The following is a 17,163-nucleotide window of genomic DNA, read 5'->3' as shown; positions in this document are numbered from 1 at the left end:
CAGACCCAAAGGCGCTGCTGTCAAGGCCTCAAGGCTCATGCGAAGGCCTTGACGCGGACGAGAATGTAAGTATCACTTACAAGGACCGTCGAGGCGGGCCCCGCTCGACAACCCCGCTACTGGGAGGTACGGCGTGCGATACGGCGTCTTCTACTTCGGATCGATCGAGATGGCCGATGTCCAGAACGGACAGTGGCTCCCGGCAGGCCAACGCCGGGCCTCCAGGGAGGAGGTGTGGCACGCCACCGAGCGCCTGCTCGAACTCGGCGTCCTGGCAGAGGACCTCGGCTACGACAGCTACTGGCTCGCCGAACACCACTTCCAGCACGAGGGATACGAGGTCGTCCCCAACTCCCTGATGCTGGAGGCGAACCTGGTCGCCCGCACCCGACGCATCCAGGTGGGCGCGATGTTCAACATCGTTCCCCAGTGGCATCCGCTGCGCCTCGCCGAGGACTTCAGCACGCTGCTGAACCTCTCCGGCGGGCGCGCCGTGCTCGGGGTCGGCCGCGGGACGGTACCGCGCGAACTGCGCAGTCTCGCCCTGCACCAGGCCGACATCCACCTGGCCGAGGGCGATGCCCGAGCCGCGGCCGACGAGCAGAACCGCGAGGTGTTCGCCGAGTACATGGAGATCATCCGCACCGCGCTGGCGAACGAGACGTTCTCCTACAAGGGGAAGTTCTTCGAGTTCCCGCCGCCGGGCACCACAGGTCCGGACGGCCCGGTCGAGTCGCTGTCACTGCTGCCGGGACCACTGCACCCGGTCGACATCTGGCAGGCCGTCACCAGCCCACCGACACTGAGCTACGCGGCGGAGGTCGGGCACGGTTGCGTGTGGTGGAACCAGCACCACTCGTTCATCGAGTCGCAGTGGAAGCGCTACGCCGAGCTCTACGCCGAGCACCACGGCGTCGAGCTGCGCCCCGGCGAGAAGCGCATCCTGGTGCTCCCCTTCCACATCGGGGACACCCACGAGCAGGCATGGACGACGGGCCGGCGCGGGCACGACGAGTTCTGGAACCTGCTCGCGCCGTTCGGCTGGAGCCGCGGCTACATGGGCCCCGACGGCAAGCCGGCGCCCCCCGGCCTCGTCCCCACGCTGGAGGAGTCGACCGCGCAGAAGACCTGGGCCGTGGGGACCGCGGAGGAGGTCGCCGAGGTCGTCGCGCATCACAGGGACGCCCTGGGGCTCGAACACCTGGTGCTGTTCCCGCACTTCCCCGGACACACCTACGACATGGCAGCCGAACAGATGCGGCGCTTCGCCGAAGACGTCGTCCCGATGCTCGGCTGACGGCGGTAGGTACTCTTCTCCCGTGGCACGCAAACCGGTCGCCGACGGCCCCCGCCCCGAGGACGACCACCTCATGCGGCAGGTGGGCGTGCGGATCAGAGCCCTGCGTCGGGCACGGAAGCTGACGCTGCAACAGCTCGGCGAGGGCTCCGACCTGTCGCACGCCTTCCTCAGCCAGCTCGAACGCGGGCTCACCACGGCCAGCATCACCACGCTGAACCGGATCGCACGGACCCTGGACACCACCATCTCGGCACTCCTCGCCCACCCGGCCGAACAGGAAGTGGATGTGCTCCGCGAGGCCGACGCGATCCGGGTGCCCCGGACCGACACGCCCAACGGGGCCGTCGTGCGCTCGCTGACCCGGCACGACTGGCCGGTCCAGCCGATCGAGTACACGGGCGGCCCGGCGGAGTTCGAGGAGTACTTCCAGCACCCCGGTCACGAGCTGATCTACGTCGTGACCGGGCGCATCGAACTCGACTTTGAAGGCGGCCGCAGGGAAGAGCTCGGGCCCACGGAGGTCGTCAGCTACCCCGGCTCGCTTCCGCACCGGTGGCGGGTGCTGGACGACTCCGAGGTACGACTGCTTCTCATCGTCTCGCGGCAGTGAGCGCCCAGCGGGCGGCCCCGCCGCGTCAGTCGACGAGGTCGAGGGCCGCGGAGACGATGCTGTCGGCGTCGATGCCGTGGTGGCTGTGGACGTCCTCCAGCGATCCGGACTGGCCGAAGCGGGTCACACCGAGAGTGGTGACGGGGGTGTTCCGGACCGTGCCGAGGAAGGCGAGGGTGTGCGGGTGGCCGTCCAGGACGGTGACCATGGGGGTGGCGCGCTCGGCGGGGAACACCTGGTCCAGTACCCATTGCTGGTCCCTCTCCCGGCCCTGGCCACGTCGCGCCTGACAGGCACGGAAGAGCAGGTCGGGACTGGTGACGCAGACGACGTCGGCGCCGTGCCCCAGCGCCGCGAGCCGGTCGGCGGCGGCCAGCGCGTCCGGGACCGCGGCGCCCATCGCGGCCAGCGTGACGACGGGGGCGCTGTGCTGTCGCAAGCGGTACGCGCCGGCCGTCACCTGACGGCGGCGGCGCTCGCGCGCCACCGAGTCGTCCGGCACAGCGGCGAGGGACTGGTCCACCGGCCGGGTGGACAGCCGCACGTACGCCGAACTCCCCTCGGGCCTACCGAGGTTGCCGAGCGCGGCCAGCAGGCACCACTCGGTGTCGAGGGCGAAAGCGGGCTCGTAGCCCAGGCATCCGGGCTGCTCGATGGCGAGCGAGGGCGTGGTGATCGACTGGTGCGCACCGCCCTCCGGGGCGAGCGTGACGCCCGACGGGGTGCCGACCAGGATGGACTGCCCGCCCGCGTAGATCCCGAAGGACCACGGCTCCAGGGCCCGGTTGACGAAGGGGTCGTAGATCACGCCGATGGGCAGCAGCGGCTGACCCCAGCGGTCCCAGGTGGTGCCGAGTTCGCCGAGCAGCCCGACGAGGTTGGTCTCGGCGATGCCCAGTTCCAGATGGCGGCCGGTGGGCCGCTCGCGCCAGTGCAGGATGGTCTCGGCGTCGTCGGCGAACCAGTCGGCGCGCTCCGTCGGCGACCAGACACCGGCCTTGTTGAGCCAGCCGCCCAGATTGGTCGTGGAGCTCACGTCAGGACTGACCGTCACGATCCGTTCCGCGGCCCGGGGCGCCCGCCGGGTCAGGTCCAACAGCGCCCGCCCGAGGGCCTGTTGGGTCGTACCGGTGCCGGTGGGGGCCGGGCGCCCGAGGTCGGCCGGGACCTCGGGAGGTGCCTGGAGTGCGCGGGCGGGACGCCGCAGCCGGTCCGCGGTCGCCGCACACAGTGCGCCGGCCTGCGAGTCCTCGTCGAAGCGGGACCAGGGGCTCTCCAGATCCGTTCCCAGGCGCTGCGCGAGCGCGGCCATCTGATCGGCGGTCAGAAGGGAGGAGTGGTTCTGCGGGTGCCCCTCGGTGGGCAGTCCGTGGCCCTTGACGGTGTAGGCGAGGATGACGGTCGGGCGGGTGTCGTCGATGGCCGTGAACGCGTCGAGGAGTGCGCCGAGGTCGTGCCCGCCCAGGTTGCGCAGCGCGGCCAGGAGTGAGGCGTCGTCCAACGAGGAGATCAGCTCGGCGATGGGGCCTGCGGTGGACCCGGCACCGGGCAGCCGCTCGCGCAGTTCGGCGGCGGTGCAGCGCAGCAGACGCTGGTACTCGGGGTTGCCCATCGCGTCGATGCGGGTGCGCAGTGCCTCGCCGCCGGGGCGGGTGAACAACTCCCGCAGCAGACTTCCGTACTTGAGGGTCAGCACCTGCCAGCCCGCTGCCGCGAACATGCCCTGAAGTGTGTCCGCGGCGATGCCGGGGATCACCCGGTCAAGGGACTGGCGGTTGAGGTCGACGATCCACACGGCCTCGCCCAGGTTCTGCACCATCGGGTCCCGCAGCGCTTCCCAGACGGCTCCCTCGTCCAGCTCGGCGTCGCCGAGGAGCGAGTACTGCCGGCCGGTGCCCGCGCCGCCGAAGTGGCCGTCCACGTAGCGGCGGGCGATGGCTCCCCACAGCGGTGCCGTGGTGCCGATGCCGACGGATCCGGTGGAGTAGTCCACCGGATCGGGGTCCTTGGTGCGGCTGGGGTAGCTCTGCAGGCCACCGAAGGCGCGCAGCGTGGTGAGCTGTTCCTCGTCCAGTTCCCCCAGCAGATAGTTGATCGCGTGGAGCACCGGAGAGGCGTGGGGTTTGACCGACACCCGGTCCTCGGCGGCCAGTTGATGGAACCACAACGCGGTCATGATCGAGGCCATCGAGGCGCTGGACGCCTGATGCCCGCCGACCTTCAGCCCCGACCGGTTGGGGCGCACCCGGTTCGCATGGTCGATGATCGCGGTGGACAGCCACAGCACCCGCCGCTCGATCGCCTCCAGCGCCGTCAGTACGTCCTTGCCGGCTCGCCCCGCTTCATGCGCGTCGGCCGGCGTGCTGGGAGACACCACAACGAACCACCTCACTCATGTACCCAGCACGCTGGGTTTGGCTTTGTGATCCCGCAGTAGATATCTGGGCCGCCGCCTGCACAAGATGCCAGTGTCGGATTGAGCATTGTGCTCAAGTTCGCTTGCCGGTGAGGGGAATTACTTGAGCACTATGAACACCCAGCAGAGGCTTGACGGCACCGATGCGCAGATCCTGCTCGCGCTCTCGGCCGAACCCCGAGCGACGGTCGTCGCGTTGGCCGAACGACTGGGTCTTTCGCGCAACACCGTCCAGGCACGGCTGGCGAAAATGGAGCGCGGCAGCGCGCTCGGCGCCTTCGAGCGCAGGATCACTCCCAGCGCGCTCGGGTATCCGCTGACCGCCTTCGTGACCGCTCGGGTCGACCAGCATCGACTGGCCGAAGTCTCCACGGCGTTGGCCGGGATCGCCGAGGTGGTGGAGGTCTTCGGCCTCAGCGGCGACACCGACCTGCTGGTGAGGGTGGTGGCGGCCGACGCGGAAGACCTGTACCGGGTGGCGGGCAGGATTCTCGACATCCCGGGCATCGAGCGGACGACCACGGCCCTGGCGATGCGTGAACTGGTGCCCCACCGCCTCACGCCGCTGCTCCGTCGCGCCGACACGAGCGGCGATCGACGACATCATCCCGGCCACCGCTGAACCGGCGCCCGCCGGCGCTGTTCCAGCGGGCCTCAGTCCGCGTAGACCTCCGCACGGTCCACGCTCACGAATGCGCCCGAGGAGGAGGCGTTCTTGTCGCCGGTCACCCGGACCCGCACCGTGTGCGGGCCGTTCGTGAGGCGGGGGCTGAGGTACTGGAGGGTCTCGCCGGTGCGGATCGCGCCGTAGAAGTCGACGCGCCGCTCGGGGCCGCCGTCCACGCTGATCGCGGCGATGCCGTTGCCGGTGTCCTGCACGGACAGCAGGGCGATCCGGGTGCCGGTGAAGGCGTACGTCGCGGTGTTGCCCGCCTTGTCGCCCCAGTGGTCGTCGCTCCAGAAGCACTGCGTCGCGCAGCCCGTACCGGAGTTCCACGTGCCGGTGTACGTGACGGAGCCGGATCCGCTGGAGCGGCCGTCGTCGTTGATCCAGTGGTTGCCGGAGCCGGGGTCGCCGGAGGGCAGGTCCTGGGTGGCGCCCATGGCGAGTGGGGTACCGAGGTCGGGGCTGCCGTCGGCGTTCCAACCGATCTTCTGGGCGCGGGTCGTGCGGTTGCTGTACGTGTTCGTCGAGGTGGTCTTGGCGTGGTAGATCAGCCAGTCCTCCTTGCCGTCGGGGGACTTGAAGAAGGCGTGGTGGCCGGGGCCGAACACGCCGCGGTCGTCCGCGCGCTCGAACACCGGGCCGTCGTGCTGCTTCCAGTTGCCCGGCACGAGCGGGTCTGCGCCGTCCGCGAGGGACATCATCCACACCTGGTAGTCGGGCTTGCCCGTGTCGCAGGTCGAATACGTCATCCACGTACGGCCGCCCCTGTTCAGGAACTCGGGGCCCTCGCGGACCTCGGGGCAGCCTCCCGCGCCGTCGATGGCGACGGCGTCGCCCGAGACGGTGTACGGGTTCGACAGCGGCGCGATGTTCAGGCCGTTGTGCTGGTACGGGTTGATGCCGCTGTACGCGAGGTAGAGCTTGCCGTCGTGCTGGAGGATGCCCGGGTCGATCGCGAAGTCGTCCCGGTGGTTGGGCGGGGCGAGCTTCGCCTTGAAGTGGTACGGGCCGGTCGGGTCGTCGCCCGCTGACTCCAGTACGTAGAGGCGGTGGTGGTCGTCCGTGCCGTCGTCGGCCGTGTAGTACATGTACCAGCGGTCGCCGAAGCGGTAGAACTCCGGCGCCCAGATGTGCTGGTTGCGTGAGGTGTCGCTGTCCGTCCACACCGTCTTCGGGTCGGCGTCGAGCAGCGTGGCCAGGGAGGACGAGCTCCACATCTTGATGCTGGTGCCCTGGGTGGTGGTGAGGTGGTAGGCGCCGTTCGCGTAGGACAGGAACGGGTCCGGGCCGGTGTTGAGCGGATTGCGGAAGGTGCTCGACGCGGCCGCGGCCGGTGCCGGCTTCTGCCCGGCGGCCGGTGCGGGCTTCTCCGCGGTGGCCTGCGGCGCGCCGACCAGGCCGACGAACAGCGCGAGTAGAGCCGCGGCCAGAGCGGCGACCGAAGCGGCACGGGACCGTGCGCGCATGAGCGACTCCTCACATCGATGTAAGTCCCAAGCCTTCCGGACGGTAGGGAAGGGGCACAGGTGTGTCAACGCGGCGGCTGGGGCGGCGAGTCGGCCACCGGTTCGACTTGGCGGGCCGGTGCGGCCGCGAGCGTGACCTGGCCACCCGCGACCGCAGCCTCCGTGGTCTGCGCTCCTGGACTTGGCGACATCGAGGCGTCGCCGCCCACGCACGCTGCGGCAGTGCACGGAAGCCGACGGGGGCGCTGAACCGGCCATGGGGCGAGGCGGAGGAGAACCTACTGGGCGAGTGGCGCACCCGCTTGTGTGGGTGTCATGCCGATCGCCATGGCACTTCACCGCGCGGCGAGGGGTTCACGGAGCCGATGCGCGACGCAGGGCAAGCAGTGCCATGCCGGGGACGTCCGTGCGTTCTGCATGGGCCCAGCCGACTCCCAGTTCCCGCAGCTGTTCCTCGTCGAGGGCGATGGCACGGCGCTCCGCGGGTGTCTCGGCGGCGAGCGGGGTGATGACGACCAGGACGCCGCCGGGCCGCAGCCGGTGACCCAGCGCGTGCAGGGTCCGCGCACGGTCGTCCAGGAACGCGACCACGAGCCGCAGGGTGATGAGGTCGTACCCGGTCTCGTGCAGCGGGCCCCAGTCATCTCGTTCGATGTCGAGCTTCAGCCACCGTTCCACCGCGGGGTGGTGTGCCGCGCCCTCGGCGAGTGCGTTCTCGGCCCAGTCCGTGGCGTCCACGATGTAGCCCAACGACGCCAGGTGTGCGGCGAGTTCACCGGTGCCGCACCCCACGTCGAGGGCCCTGCCCGTGGGCGGTGCGGGAACGTGGGCGGCGAGCCAGGACCGCTCGGCGTCGTCCAGGCGACGATAGCGCCGGCCTTCGGCGTAGCCGCGGTTCCAGTCGCCCTGTGTGGTGAGCATGGGGGTGGCCCCTTTCGGTTCGGGGGCGGTCGGCCGGGTGGCGCCCGGCACGGAGTGGTGGGGGAGGTGTTCGTACTGGTCCGCCTGGAGGCGGTACATGTGTGCGTAGCGGCTGGTGGGCTCGGCGGCGAACAGTTCGGCGTGACTGCCCTGTTCGATCAGACGGCCCTCGTCCAGGACGAAGATGAGGTCGGCGTGCCTGACCGCCGCCATCCGGTGCGTGACCACGACGATGATGCGGTCCGGTCCCGCGAGCCCGAGGATCTGGTCGAACGCATGCTGCTCGGCGTCCGGGTCGAGCGCGGACGTCGGCTCGTCCACGATGATCATGCAGGCGTCGCGGAAGTGCGCGCGGGCCAGACCGATCTTCTGCCACTGCCCGCCGGAGAGATCGCTTCCGCCGCGGAACTGCTTGCCCAGCAGGGTGTTCATGCCGCGGGGGAGTCCCGCGATGTCACGGTCCGCGCCCGCGTACTGGGCGGAGGTGTGCAGCTCGTCGTCGGTGGCTTCGTGCTCGGGCCGGCCGATGCGGATGTTCGCCGCGGCCGTGAACGGCCAGCGTTCGAAGCTCTGCGTGAGCAGGCTGACGTGCGCGAACAAGTGGTGTCGATCGGCTTCGGCGATGTCGACGTCGTCCCAGTGGATGTGTCCCTCGCCGGGCAGGTGAAGTCCGCACAGCAGGCGTACCAGCGTCGATTTTCCGGAGCCGTTGGGCCCGACCAGGGCGATGACGCTGCCGAGCGGGATCGTGAAGGAGACGTCCTTGACGGCTGGTTCGTCGCGTCCGGGATAGCGGAAGCTCACCTTGTCCAGGCGGATGGACCGGGGCCGGCCGGGCAGCGGGAGGCCGCCCTCCGGGATGGCCCGGCCGTCGGCCTTCACGAGGAAATCCGCCAGATCATGAACGTACAGGGACTGCTCGTGGAGTTGGCTCATCGTGCTGACCAGGGCGCCGATCCCGGCGGATCCGGAGTTGAGTGCCATGGCGGCGGTGCCGAAGGCGGCCACGCTCATGTGCCCCGACAGACACAGGCCGATCATCAGCATGAAGGTCAGCAGGTAGCCGATCCCTTGTAGGGCGGACGCGGCCAGTTCGGTGCGGGCCTTGTCCTTGGCCAGCCGCTCCTGCTCGGACTCGGCGGTGTGCGACATCCGGTGGAAGTGGCGCAGCAGGAACGTGCCCACACCGTGCACGCGCACCTCCAACGCGGCCGTGACCGAGGTGAGGAGGCTGGACAGTACCCGGCTCGCCCGCAGGTGCTCGATCCAGGTCATGGTCGAGAAGTACCGCTGCTGGGCCACCCGCATCACGCCCCAGCTCCGCGGTGCCACGATCAGAACCAGCATCGGCAGCAGGACCGGGTTGAGCGCCAGCAGCACCCCGCCGGAGGCGATCAGCGAGAACACGCTGTTGATCGCCGAGACACTGGAGCCGATCATGCGTCGCGCCTCGTTCGCCCCGTACTGCGCCCGGTCGATCAACTCGCGGAACGCGCCGTCCTCGATCGCCGCCATCTCGACGCGCTCGCAGGCCGCCAAGTACTGCTCGGACGCGGCGCGTTCGACCTTCGGCTCCAGGCTTCCCGCTGCCGAGGTCGACCAGGACGCCAGGATGGCGTTGACACTGTTGACGACCACGATCACGGCTCCCGCGGGCAGTGCGTGACGCAGGCCGCGCACATCGGAACCGGCCGCGAGCACCGCATGCAGGGCCGCGTTGACGGCGAGCAGCCTCAGCGCGGCGGCGATGCCCTGACCCACCTCACTCGCGCCCACCGTGATCAGTGAGCGCCGGTCGGCATGCCATGCCAGGGCGATGGTGTGTCCCACCAGTCGGGGCAGGGACTTGAGCGCACCCCACAGGGTGAGGTCGAGGCGGGCGTACTCGTGCTTGCTCCAGCCCATGTCGTAGCGCAACGGGCCCCCGAACAGCTCCAGTTCGGACTCCGAGACCTTCGGCTCCTCGATCCGTGGGCGCCGCAGAGTCCTCATGCGTCCGCGTCCCGTCTCCCGCGTCACAGCCACCTTCGTTCGACGCCGCATGCGGCCTCCTTGCTCATCGAGGTCCAGAGAAGTTCAGCGGACCGGCCAGGTGTGCGCCTGCCGCTACGGTGCGGCCTGCCTGCGGGGCGCATTCGCTGGTTCGCCGAAATGCGAAACGTCAGCGGCGAACGAGGCTCACGAGACGGGCGGCCCGCGCTTGACGGCCAAGCCCCGGGAAACTACTTTCCTCTCAGGAAACAAGTTCTGCTGGAGCACATCGATGGAGGTCCCATGCCCGAGCCCCACGAGCCCACCGCCACCGAGTCCGCCGAGGCGGCCCAGGCGTTGCGGAGCATCCAGCAGCGCAGGACCCAGGCCCACGACGGAACCGGCTCGGCACGCTGGGTGGACGTGCTGTTCGGCGTCCTCGTCTTCGCGATGCTCGCCGCTCCGGACTTCTTCGGTTCGGGCGCGACCCGCTGGCTCACACCCGCGGTCTCGGCGCTGGCCGTCCTCTACGTCGTCCTGCTGAACACCCGGCGCGGATCGGCGGTGCTCGGCCAGCGCGCCCGGCTGCGCAGGAGCGAGATCTACGGACGCTTCGCCCTGGTCTCGCGCGTGGTGATCCTCGTGTGCGCCGCGGCCGCCATCGTGTTCGCCCTGCTCCAGCCTGACTTCGGCGTGCATGTGCCGTACTGGCGGACGGCGCTGGGCGTAGTGCTGGGCGGCGCGCTGATCCTCTTCGGGGGACGGATGCAGCGCGCGCTGGCATCGTCGGCGACACGCGAGCGGAACACCAAGGGAAGCGCCCTCAATGGCCACATTTGAGTACGACGCCGTCCTCCTCGACCCGACCCGGCTGACGATCGTGTCGCTGCTCGCGGGCGTGGAGTGGGCCGAGTTCGGCTGGCTCCGCGAGGAGGCCGGCGTCTCGGCGTCAGCGCTGTCCAAGCAGGTCAGCACCCTGGAGGCGAAGGGGTACGTCGAGGTCAAGAAGGGCTACGTCGGCAAGCGGCCGCGTACCTGGGTGAGTCTGGGAGAGGCCGGCCGAGGCGCCCTGGAGAACCACGTCGCCGCCCTTCAGCAGGTCGTCGAGGCATCACGGCGCCGCGCCGACGAAGCCGACACCTGACGGCGCGCGAACGCGGGCCATAAGGACGCCTGATACCCCCCTCGCGGATTCCTGCCTTCCGCCACCGTGGCCACCATGTTTCCCTCACATGAACTCACGCCGTGGTGAGAGGAACCCCCGTGACAGCACTGCACACCGCGATAGCCATCCTCGTGGTCGTTCTACTCATTCTGGTGCCGAAAGTGGAACCGGTGATCGCCCTGGTCATCGGTTCGCTCTATCTCGGCATCGCGACCGGCCTCGGCTTCGAGGGCACCATCGACACCATCGTCGACGGCTTCGGCGACATCATGGCCGAGGTGGGACTGCTGATCGGCTTCGGCGTGCTGCTCGGCTCGCTGCTGAACTCCATGGGAGCGCTGCAGAAACTGGTCGAGAAGCTGATGCGCCTCCTTGGGCCCGGAAAGCTTCCCTACGCGCTCGCCGGCGCCCTGAGCGCCGTCTTCCCATCGATCTACGTGGACGTCCAACTCGTCCTCGCCGCCCCGCTCGCCAAGTCGGCCGCGCCCCGCATGGGCCGCTACGGGCTGCCCATGATGGGCGGCGCACTGAGCGCGGGCATCCTCGTCGGCTACGTGTTCGTCGTGCCCGGCCTCGGCACCCTGGCGGTCGCCGGGCTGCTGCATGTACCGCTCGGCACGATGCTGGTGTACGGCTTCGTCCTCGGCCCGCTCGCGGCGCTGCTGACGACGTTCCTCTTCGGCCGGCTGCTGCGTTTCGGCCTGTGGAACGCGGACACCGACGAAGTGCCCGACACCGAGGTCGCGCGGGACGAACCGGCCGACGACACCGACGCCGTGGCCGCGCCCGAGGCCCATCACCCCGGAGCCCGCCGCCCGTTGCCGCCGCTGTACCTCTCGCTGCTGCCGATCGTCGTCCCGCTGCTGCTCATCGCCACCGGCGCCATCGCCGACGCCGCGGGCGTGGAGTCCGATCTCCTCGCCTTCCTCGGCAACCCGGCGTTCGCGCTGTTCGCCGGTCTTGTCGGCGCGTACGTCCTGGCGAAGCGGGTGCTCACCAACGAGCGGGTGGACCAGGCGGTGACCGAGGGATTCCAGAGCACCGGGCAGATCCTGCTCGTCACCGGAGTGGGCGGATCGCTCGGGGCCGTCATCGGCAAGACCGGCCTCGACAAGGTGCTCTCCGGGATCTTCTCCGCCGACGCCGGCATGTTCACGGTGGTGACGATCCTGCTGGTGTGGCTGGTCGCCGCGCTGCTGCACCTGGCCATCGGCTCCATCGGCGTCGCCGCCATCGCGGCGGCCGGGATCATCGCCCCGATCATGGGCGACCTCGCCGTGCCGCCCGCGGTGCTGGCGCTGGCCATCGGTTCGGGCTCGCTCTTCGCCCTCCAGGTGAACAGCAACTTCTTCTGGATGTTCCAGCCACTCCTCGGCGTGACCACCCGGGGAGCGCTCAAGGCACTCACCTTCGTGACCGCGCTGGCATCGGTCGTCTCGCTGGTGCTGGTCATCGCCGTGAGCTTCGTGGTGTGAGCCCCGCGCGCCACCCCGGAAACACGGACGAGAGCACCGCGAAAGAAACCCGAGAGAAGTCCGAGAGAAAGACGCTCATGCAACCCCTCCGCGACATCACCGTCGTCTCGCTCGAGCAGGCCATCGCCGCTCCGTACGCCACCCGACAACTCGCCGACCTCGGCGCCCGCGTCATCAAGGTGGAGCGGCCGGGCGCCGGTGACTTCGCCCGCGCCTACGACAGCCGGGTGCGTGGACTCAGCTCCCACTTCGTGTGGGTCAACCGCAACAAGGAGTCCCTCACCCTCGACATCAAGGACCCCCGGGGCATGGACGCCCTGCGCCGCCTGCTCGCCGACGCCGATGTCTTCGTGCAGAACCTGGCACCCGGCGCGGCCGAGCGGGCCGGTCTCGGCTGGGCCGAACTGCACGCAGCCCACCCGGAGTTGATCGTCTGCGACATCTCCGGCTACGGCTCTCCCGGCCCGTACGCCACCGCGAAGGCGTACGACCTGATGGTGCAGAGCGAATCCGGGCTGCTCTCGGTGACCGGCACGGCCGAGGAGATGGCGAAGGTGGGCATCTCCGTGTCCGACATCGCCGCCGGCATGTACGCCTACAGCGCGATCCTCGCCGCCCTGCTGGAACGCGGCCGAACCGGCGAGGGTGCACATGTCGACGTATCGATGCTGGAGGCCACGGTGGAGTGGCTGGGCTTCCCCCTGTACTACGCGTACGACGGCGCCGAGCCGCCGCCGCGTGCGGGCGCGGCGCACGCGACCATCTATCCGTACGGCCCCTTCACCGCAGGGGATGACAAGGTCGTCATGATGTGCGTCCAGAACGAGCGCGAGTGGGCGGCCTTCTGCGAACACTTCCTGCGCCGCCCGGAGTTGGCGACACACCCGGACTACGCCGGCAACGCGGCCCGCAACGCGCACCGCGAGGAGCTGGGCGCGATCATCGCGGCAAGGTTCGCGGAACTCACCGCCGCCGAGGCCGTCGAGCTGCTGGCAGCCGTCCCGGTGGCGCACGCCCGGGTCAACTCGCTGGCCGAGGTGTGGCGGCACCCGCAGCTGGACGCCCGCGGCCGCTGGCACCAGGTGCAGACCCCGGCCGGACCGATCCCCGCGCTCGCCCCACCGGGACTGGTCGACGACACCCCACGCATGGACCCGGTGCCCGGCCTCGGCGAGCACACCCGGGCCATCCTCGCCGAGGTGGGCCTGACCGCCGACGAGATCGAAGCGCTCACCACCGGGGGCGCCGCATGACCGGCTCGCCGGACCCACTGGCCACGGCAGTGAGCTGGCTGTTCGTGCCGGCCTCCCGCCCCGACCGGTTCGCGAAGGCGGCCGGCAGCGGAGCCGACGCCGTCATCGTCGACCTGGAGGACGCCGTCGCCGCGGGCGACAAGGCGGCCGCCCGTGACCATGTGCGCGCCGCCTGGCCCCGGGACGCCCCCGTTCCCGTGGTGGTACGGGTCAACGGCCCCCGGACCGCCGAGTTCGCGGACGACCTCGCCGTGTGCCGCGCCCTCGCGCCCGCGGCCGTCGTGCTGCCCAAGACCGAGTCCGCGGCGCAGGTGCGGGACGCGTACGAGGCGAGCGGCACCCGCGTACTCCCGCTGATCGAGACCGCGCGAGGGCTCGTCAACCTCGACGGCATCGCGGCCGAACCCGGCTGCGTCCGACTGCTCTTCGGCAGCATCGACCTCGCCCTCGACCTGGGCGTGTCCGACGACCGGGCGCTGGACTCCGCCCGCGCCGACCTGGTCCGCTGGTCGGCGGCGAACGGACTGCCCGCACCCGTCGACGGAGTGACCACCGCCGTCCGCGACCCGGCCGCCGTCACCCGGGCGGCCACCCGCGGCCGCGGCTGGGGCTTCGGCGGCAAGCTCTGCGTCCACCCGGCGCAACTCCCGCACGTACGCGCGGCCTTCGCGCCCGCCGAGGAAGAGGTGAACTGGGCCCGACGAGTGCTTGCCGCAGGCCACGACGCGGCGGGGACCGTGGATGGTGAGATGATCGACCGACCTGTCGTCGAACGAGCCCGCCGCGTCCTCCACCAGGCCGAACTCGCCGCACGGCACACCACGTCATAGGCCACACCTCAGAGCCGGAAGGCAGCTGCGAACTCCACCGTGGACATCGCCCAGCTACGCGACTTCATCGCGGTCGTCGACGCCGGCAGCCTGTCCCGTGCCGCCGGCGTGCTGCACGTGTCGCAACCCGCCATCAGCCAGCGCATGGCCCAACTCGAAGCGCATCTCGGCGTCCGGCTTCTGGACCGCGGACCGCGCGGCGTACGGCCCACGTCCAGGGGCCTGACGCTCTACCGGGACGCCCAGCAACTGGTGCGGCAGTTCGACCGGCTCGCCCAGGACATCACCGGCGCCCGGCAGCCGGTCCACGGCCCGGTCGCCATCGGCCTGCCCACCACGGTGACCGCACCGCTCGCCCCCGCCCTCTTCTCCTGGGTGCGCGCCCACTACCCGGGCATCCACCTGCAACTCTTCGAGTCGATGAGCGGCTACGTCCACGAGCTGCTGCTCGCCGGACGCCTCGACCTCGCCGCGGTCTTCCGCGAGGACGACGCGCCCCGCGCGGCTGAACTCCCTTTGTACTCGGAGGAGTTGTACCTCATCGGCCACCCCGACCCCGCCCCCGACAGCCCGTCCGAGGTGTCCCTGCTCGACCTGAGCCAGGTGCCGCTGGTGACACCGGGGGCGCGCAGCAACCTGCGGTCCCTGGTGGACCGGGCGTTCGCCGCCCACGGACTCGTACCCAGGAACGTCGGCGATGTGGAATCGCTCGGCACGCTCATCCGTATCGCGGAGAGCGGCGAGGCCTGCACGATCCTGCCGCGCTCGGTGGTCGCGGTCCACGGGGCCCAGCACCGCATCGGCGTCCGCCGCATTATCGACCCCGCGCTGCGCCGCCACATCGCGGTGCGCACGGCCACGGACAGCTACGAGCCGCGCGAGACCGTCGTGGCGGTTCGGCGCGGCATCGTCGAGGTCACCAGGGAGCTGGCCGCCACGGGCCGGTGGCCGGGCATCAGCCCGGCCTGACGCCGCTCTGTCGGGACGCCGCACACCCGGCCCGCCGCGTCACTTCCGCCAGAACAGATGGTGTGTCACGCCGCTCGGACTGGGCACGACGTCCTGGTGGAACTGGTCGAGCAACTCGTCCGGGGACTCCCACAGTTGGGCCCCGGACCCGAGCTTCATCGGCGCGACCGCGACATGCAAGGTGTCGACGAGACCGGCCTCGATGAACTGCCGGATGAGCGTGGCCCCACCGCCGAGCCGGACGTCCTGACCCTGCGCCGCCTCCTTCGCCTGGGCGAGCACCGAGGCCGGGTCACCGTCGACGAAGTGGAACGTGGTGTCGGAGAGCGTGAACGACGGGCGTGTGTGGTGCGTCATCACGAACACCGGCGTGTGGAACGGCGGTTCGTCACCCCACCACCCCTGCCACTCATGGTCCTCCCAGGGCCCGCGCTGCGGCCCGAACTTGTTGCGGCCCATGATCTCGGCGCCGATATTGCGGCCGTAGTCCCGCGTGAAGTAGTCGTCCAGACCTCGGCCACCGGGTTCGGAGCGCTTGATGGGTGGGTGGTCGGTGGCAAAGGCCCAGGCGAGCAGGTCTCCCGGATTGGCGTGGCCGAACGGCTTCTTGAGGCTCTGGCCCTCACCGGCGCCGAACCCGTCGCTCGAGACGGTGAAGTTCTGGACCCGCAACAACTGGCTCATGTCGCTCCTCCTGCTTCGCGCTTTCTGATCACCTGACGAACCGTAGACCGGCCGGGCCGGAAAAACTCATCGTTGTATCGCAGAGTTGAGACAGCGCCCGCATGCGGTGGCAGAGGGAATCCCGGTCCCTCAGGGCTGGGAGGAAATCAAGGGTGCGTACCCGCGATGGCGATGAGCTCGTCGAGGCGGTCCAGGGCGGCCTGCAAGTCGTCGACCTTGGTCTGGATGCGGTCGCGCTCTGCGTGCAACATGGTCCGTTGCTCGGCGTCGGTGTGTCCGGAGTCCCAGCACGGGAGGAGTTCCGCGATCCTGCGGCTGGTCAGGCCGGCGGCGTACATCTGCTGGAAGAAGCGCACCAGGGTGACGGCGTCCCGCCGGTAGAGACGCTGGCCGGACGGGCTGCGCTCCGCGGTGAGCAGCCCCTGCTGCTCGTAGTAGCGCACGGCGCGCACCGAGACGCCGGCGGCCCGCGCCACCTCGCCGATGCGGATCAGCTGCTCGGCCGCGGCCTCCGTGACGGTCATGGCGGTTCCTCTCACCTCGGTCCTGACGAGCAGCACTTGCCCCTGACGTCAACGTCAGGTTTTAGCGTACCGGGCATGGACATCAACAACTCAGTTGCCCTGGTCACCGGAGCCAACCGCGGACTGGGCCGCGCCTTCGCCCAGCGCCTGCTCGAACGGGGCGCCCGCAAGGTCTACGCGACGGCCCGTCGACCGGAGACCGTGGACCTGCCCGGGGCTGTGACGCTGCCCCTCGACATCACCGATCCCGCATCCGTGAGGGCCGCCGCCGAGGCCGCCCCGGACGTCTCGCTGCTCATCAACAACGCGGGGATCCAGACCGGGTCCGACCTCGTGACCGGTTCGCTGGACCCGGTGCGCCGCGAGCTGGAGACCAACGTGTTCGGCCACCTGGGGATGATCCGGGAGTTCGCGCCGGTGCTCGCCAGGAACGACGGGGGCGCGATCGTCAACGTGCTCTCCGCCATGTCGTGGTTCGGGGGCGCGGGCGCCAATGCCTACCACCTGACCAAGGCCGCCGCCTGGGCGATGACCAACGGCGTCCGCCTCGAACTCGCCGAGCAGGGCACGCTCGTGACGGCGGTGCACCTCGGCCTGGCCGACACCGACATGGCCGCGGGCTGGCCCGTCGACAAGATCGCTCCGGCGGACCTGGCCGACGCGGTGCTCGACGGTGTCGAGGCGGGCTCCGCCGAGGTCCTCGCCGACCAGTGGAGTCGGGACGTCAAGTCCCGGCTGCCACTGACGCCGGAAGAGTTCAACGCCGCGATGGACCGCGCCCTGACGGCACTGACGGCGACCTGAGGCCCGTCCGCAGTTGTGGATCACTCGCCGGCCAGGTTCTGGTCCGCGTACATGTCGATGGTCGTAATTCTTCGCAGAGGCGTCTGTTCACAGCGTTGGCCGTGTAGC

The 17,163-nt window shown here is 70.2% G+C and carries 15 protein-coding genes; 10 read left to right on the top strand and 5 right to left on the bottom strand.

Annotated features, from left to right (window positions below; translation table 11 throughout):
* The first annotated feature begins 133 nt into the window (after positions 1-133).
* Both ACFYWS_RS18325 and ACFYWS_RS18320 read left to right on the top strand, forming a co-directional pair.
* Positions 134-1,297 (top strand): LLM class flavin-dependent oxidoreductase, encoded by a 1,164-nt coding sequence (locus tag ACFYWS_RS18325; protein WP_389277044.1) that lies wholly within the window; start codon positions 134-136, stop codon positions 1,295-1,297.
* Positions 1,298-1,319: 22 nt separating this feature from the next.
* Positions 1,320-1,910, top strand: coding sequence for a helix-turn-helix domain-containing protein (locus ACFYWS_RS18320; protein WP_389277041.1), 591 nt, complete (start codon positions 1,320-1,322; stop codon positions 1,908-1,910).
* Between the two features lie 25 nt (positions 1,911-1,935).
* Here the strand turns inward: ACFYWS_RS18320 and ACFYWS_RS18315 are convergent, their stop codons facing one another.
* Positions 1,936-4,284: a pyruvate dehydrogenase gene (locus ACFYWS_RS18315; protein ID WP_389277038.1), complete on the bottom strand. Its 2,349-nt coding sequence runs from the start codon at positions 4,282-4,284 to the stop codon at positions 1,936-1,938.
* Positions 4,285-4,438: 154 nt separating this feature from the next.
* Here ACFYWS_RS18315 and ACFYWS_RS18310 point away from each other — a divergent pair, with 154 nt between their 5' ends.
* Positions 4,439-4,948 carry an Lrp/AsnC family transcriptional regulator gene (locus ACFYWS_RS18310; protein ID WP_389277035.1) on the top strand — a complete coding sequence of 170 codons (510 nt, stop codon included), beginning with the start codon at positions 4,439-4,441 and terminating at the stop codon, positions 4,946-4,948.
* A 32-nt stretch (positions 4,949-4,980) separates the two neighbouring features.
* Here the strand turns inward: ACFYWS_RS18310 and ACFYWS_RS18305 are convergent, their stop codons facing one another.
* Positions 4,981-6,459, bottom strand: a complete 1,479-nt coding sequence (locus tag ACFYWS_RS18305; RefSeq protein ID WP_389277032.1) for a family 43 glycosylhydrolase — start codon at positions 6,457-6,459, stop codon at positions 4,981-4,983.
* A gap of 354 nt (positions 6,460-6,813) precedes the next feature.
* Entirely contained in the window at positions 6,814-9,423 is a 2,610-nt protein-coding gene (locus ACFYWS_RS18300) for an ATP-binding cassette domain-containing protein (protein WP_389277029.1), read from the bottom strand.
* A 231-nt stretch (positions 9,424-9,654) separates the two neighbouring features.
* Between ACFYWS_RS18300 and ACFYWS_RS18295 the strand changes: the two genes are divergently transcribed.
* From ACFYWS_RS18295 to ACFYWS_RS18270, 6 genes are all read left to right on the top strand, one after another.
* Positions 9,655-10,191 carry a hypothetical protein gene (locus ACFYWS_RS18295; RefSeq protein ID WP_389277026.1) on the top strand — a complete coding sequence of 179 codons (537 nt, stop codon included), beginning with the start codon at positions 9,655-9,657 and terminating at the stop codon, positions 10,189-10,191.
* Positions 10,178-10,495, top strand: coding sequence for a winged helix-turn-helix domain-containing protein (locus ACFYWS_RS18290; protein ID WP_389277023.1), 318 nt, complete (start codon positions 10,178-10,180; stop codon positions 10,493-10,495). Before ACFYWS_RS18295 ends, ACFYWS_RS18290 begins: the two co-directional genes overlap by 14 nt.
* A 119-nt stretch (positions 10,496-10,614) precedes the next feature.
* On the top strand, positions 10,615-11,991 hold the full coding sequence (locus ACFYWS_RS18285; protein WP_389277020.1) for a GntP family permease: 1,377 nt from the start codon (positions 10,615-10,617) through the stop codon (positions 11,989-11,991).
* 77 nt (positions 11,992-12,068) lie between these two features.
* A complete protein-coding gene (locus ACFYWS_RS18280) occupies positions 12,069-13,244 on the top strand; it encodes a CaiB/BaiF CoA transferase family protein (protein WP_389277017.1) in 1,176 nt (391 codons plus the stop codon).
* On the top strand, positions 13,241-14,074 hold the full coding sequence (locus ACFYWS_RS18275; protein ID WP_389277014.1) for an HpcH/HpaI aldolase/citrate lyase family protein: 834 nt from the start codon (positions 13,241-13,243) through the stop codon (positions 14,072-14,074). Before ACFYWS_RS18280 ends, ACFYWS_RS18275 begins: the two co-directional genes overlap by 4 nt.
* A 39-nt stretch (positions 14,075-14,113) precedes the next feature.
* Positions 14,114-15,043 carry a LysR substrate-binding domain-containing protein gene (locus ACFYWS_RS18270; RefSeq protein ID WP_389277011.1) on the top strand — a complete coding sequence of 310 codons (930 nt, stop codon included), beginning with the start codon at positions 14,114-14,116 and terminating at the stop codon, positions 15,041-15,043.
* A gap of 39 nt (positions 15,044-15,082) precedes the next feature.
* Here the strand turns inward: ACFYWS_RS18270 and ACFYWS_RS18265 are convergent, their stop codons facing one another.
* Both ACFYWS_RS18265 and ACFYWS_RS18260 read right to left on the bottom strand, forming a co-directional pair.
* On the bottom strand, positions 15,083-15,727 hold the full coding sequence (locus ACFYWS_RS18265) for a dihydrofolate reductase family protein (RefSeq protein WP_389277008.1): 645 nt from the start codon (positions 15,725-15,727) through the stop codon (positions 15,083-15,085).
* 146 nt (positions 15,728-15,873) lie between these two features.
* Positions 15,874-16,251 carry a MerR family transcriptional regulator gene (locus ACFYWS_RS18260; RefSeq protein WP_389277005.1) on the bottom strand — a complete coding sequence of 126 codons (378 nt, stop codon included), beginning with the start codon at positions 16,249-16,251 and terminating at the stop codon, positions 15,874-15,876.
* Positions 16,252-16,326: 75 nt separating this feature from the next.
* Between ACFYWS_RS18260 and ACFYWS_RS18255 the strand changes: the two genes are divergently transcribed.
* The gene (locus ACFYWS_RS18255; RefSeq protein ID WP_389277002.1) at positions 16,327-17,055 is read left to right on the top strand and encodes an SDR family oxidoreductase; all 729 of its coding nucleotides are present in this window, start codon (positions 16,327-16,329) and stop codon (positions 17,053-17,055) included.
* The last annotated feature ends 108 nt before the right edge of the window (positions 17,056-17,163 follow it).

Origin of the sequence: Streptomyces sp. NPDC002795, from assembly GCF_042888725.1 — a bacterium.
Classification (GTDB): Bacteria; Actinomycetota; Actinomycetes; order Streptomycetales; family Streptomycetaceae; genus Streptomyces.
Note: the sequence above shows the minus strand (reverse complement) of the source record. Positions and strands in the feature narration are given on the sequence as shown.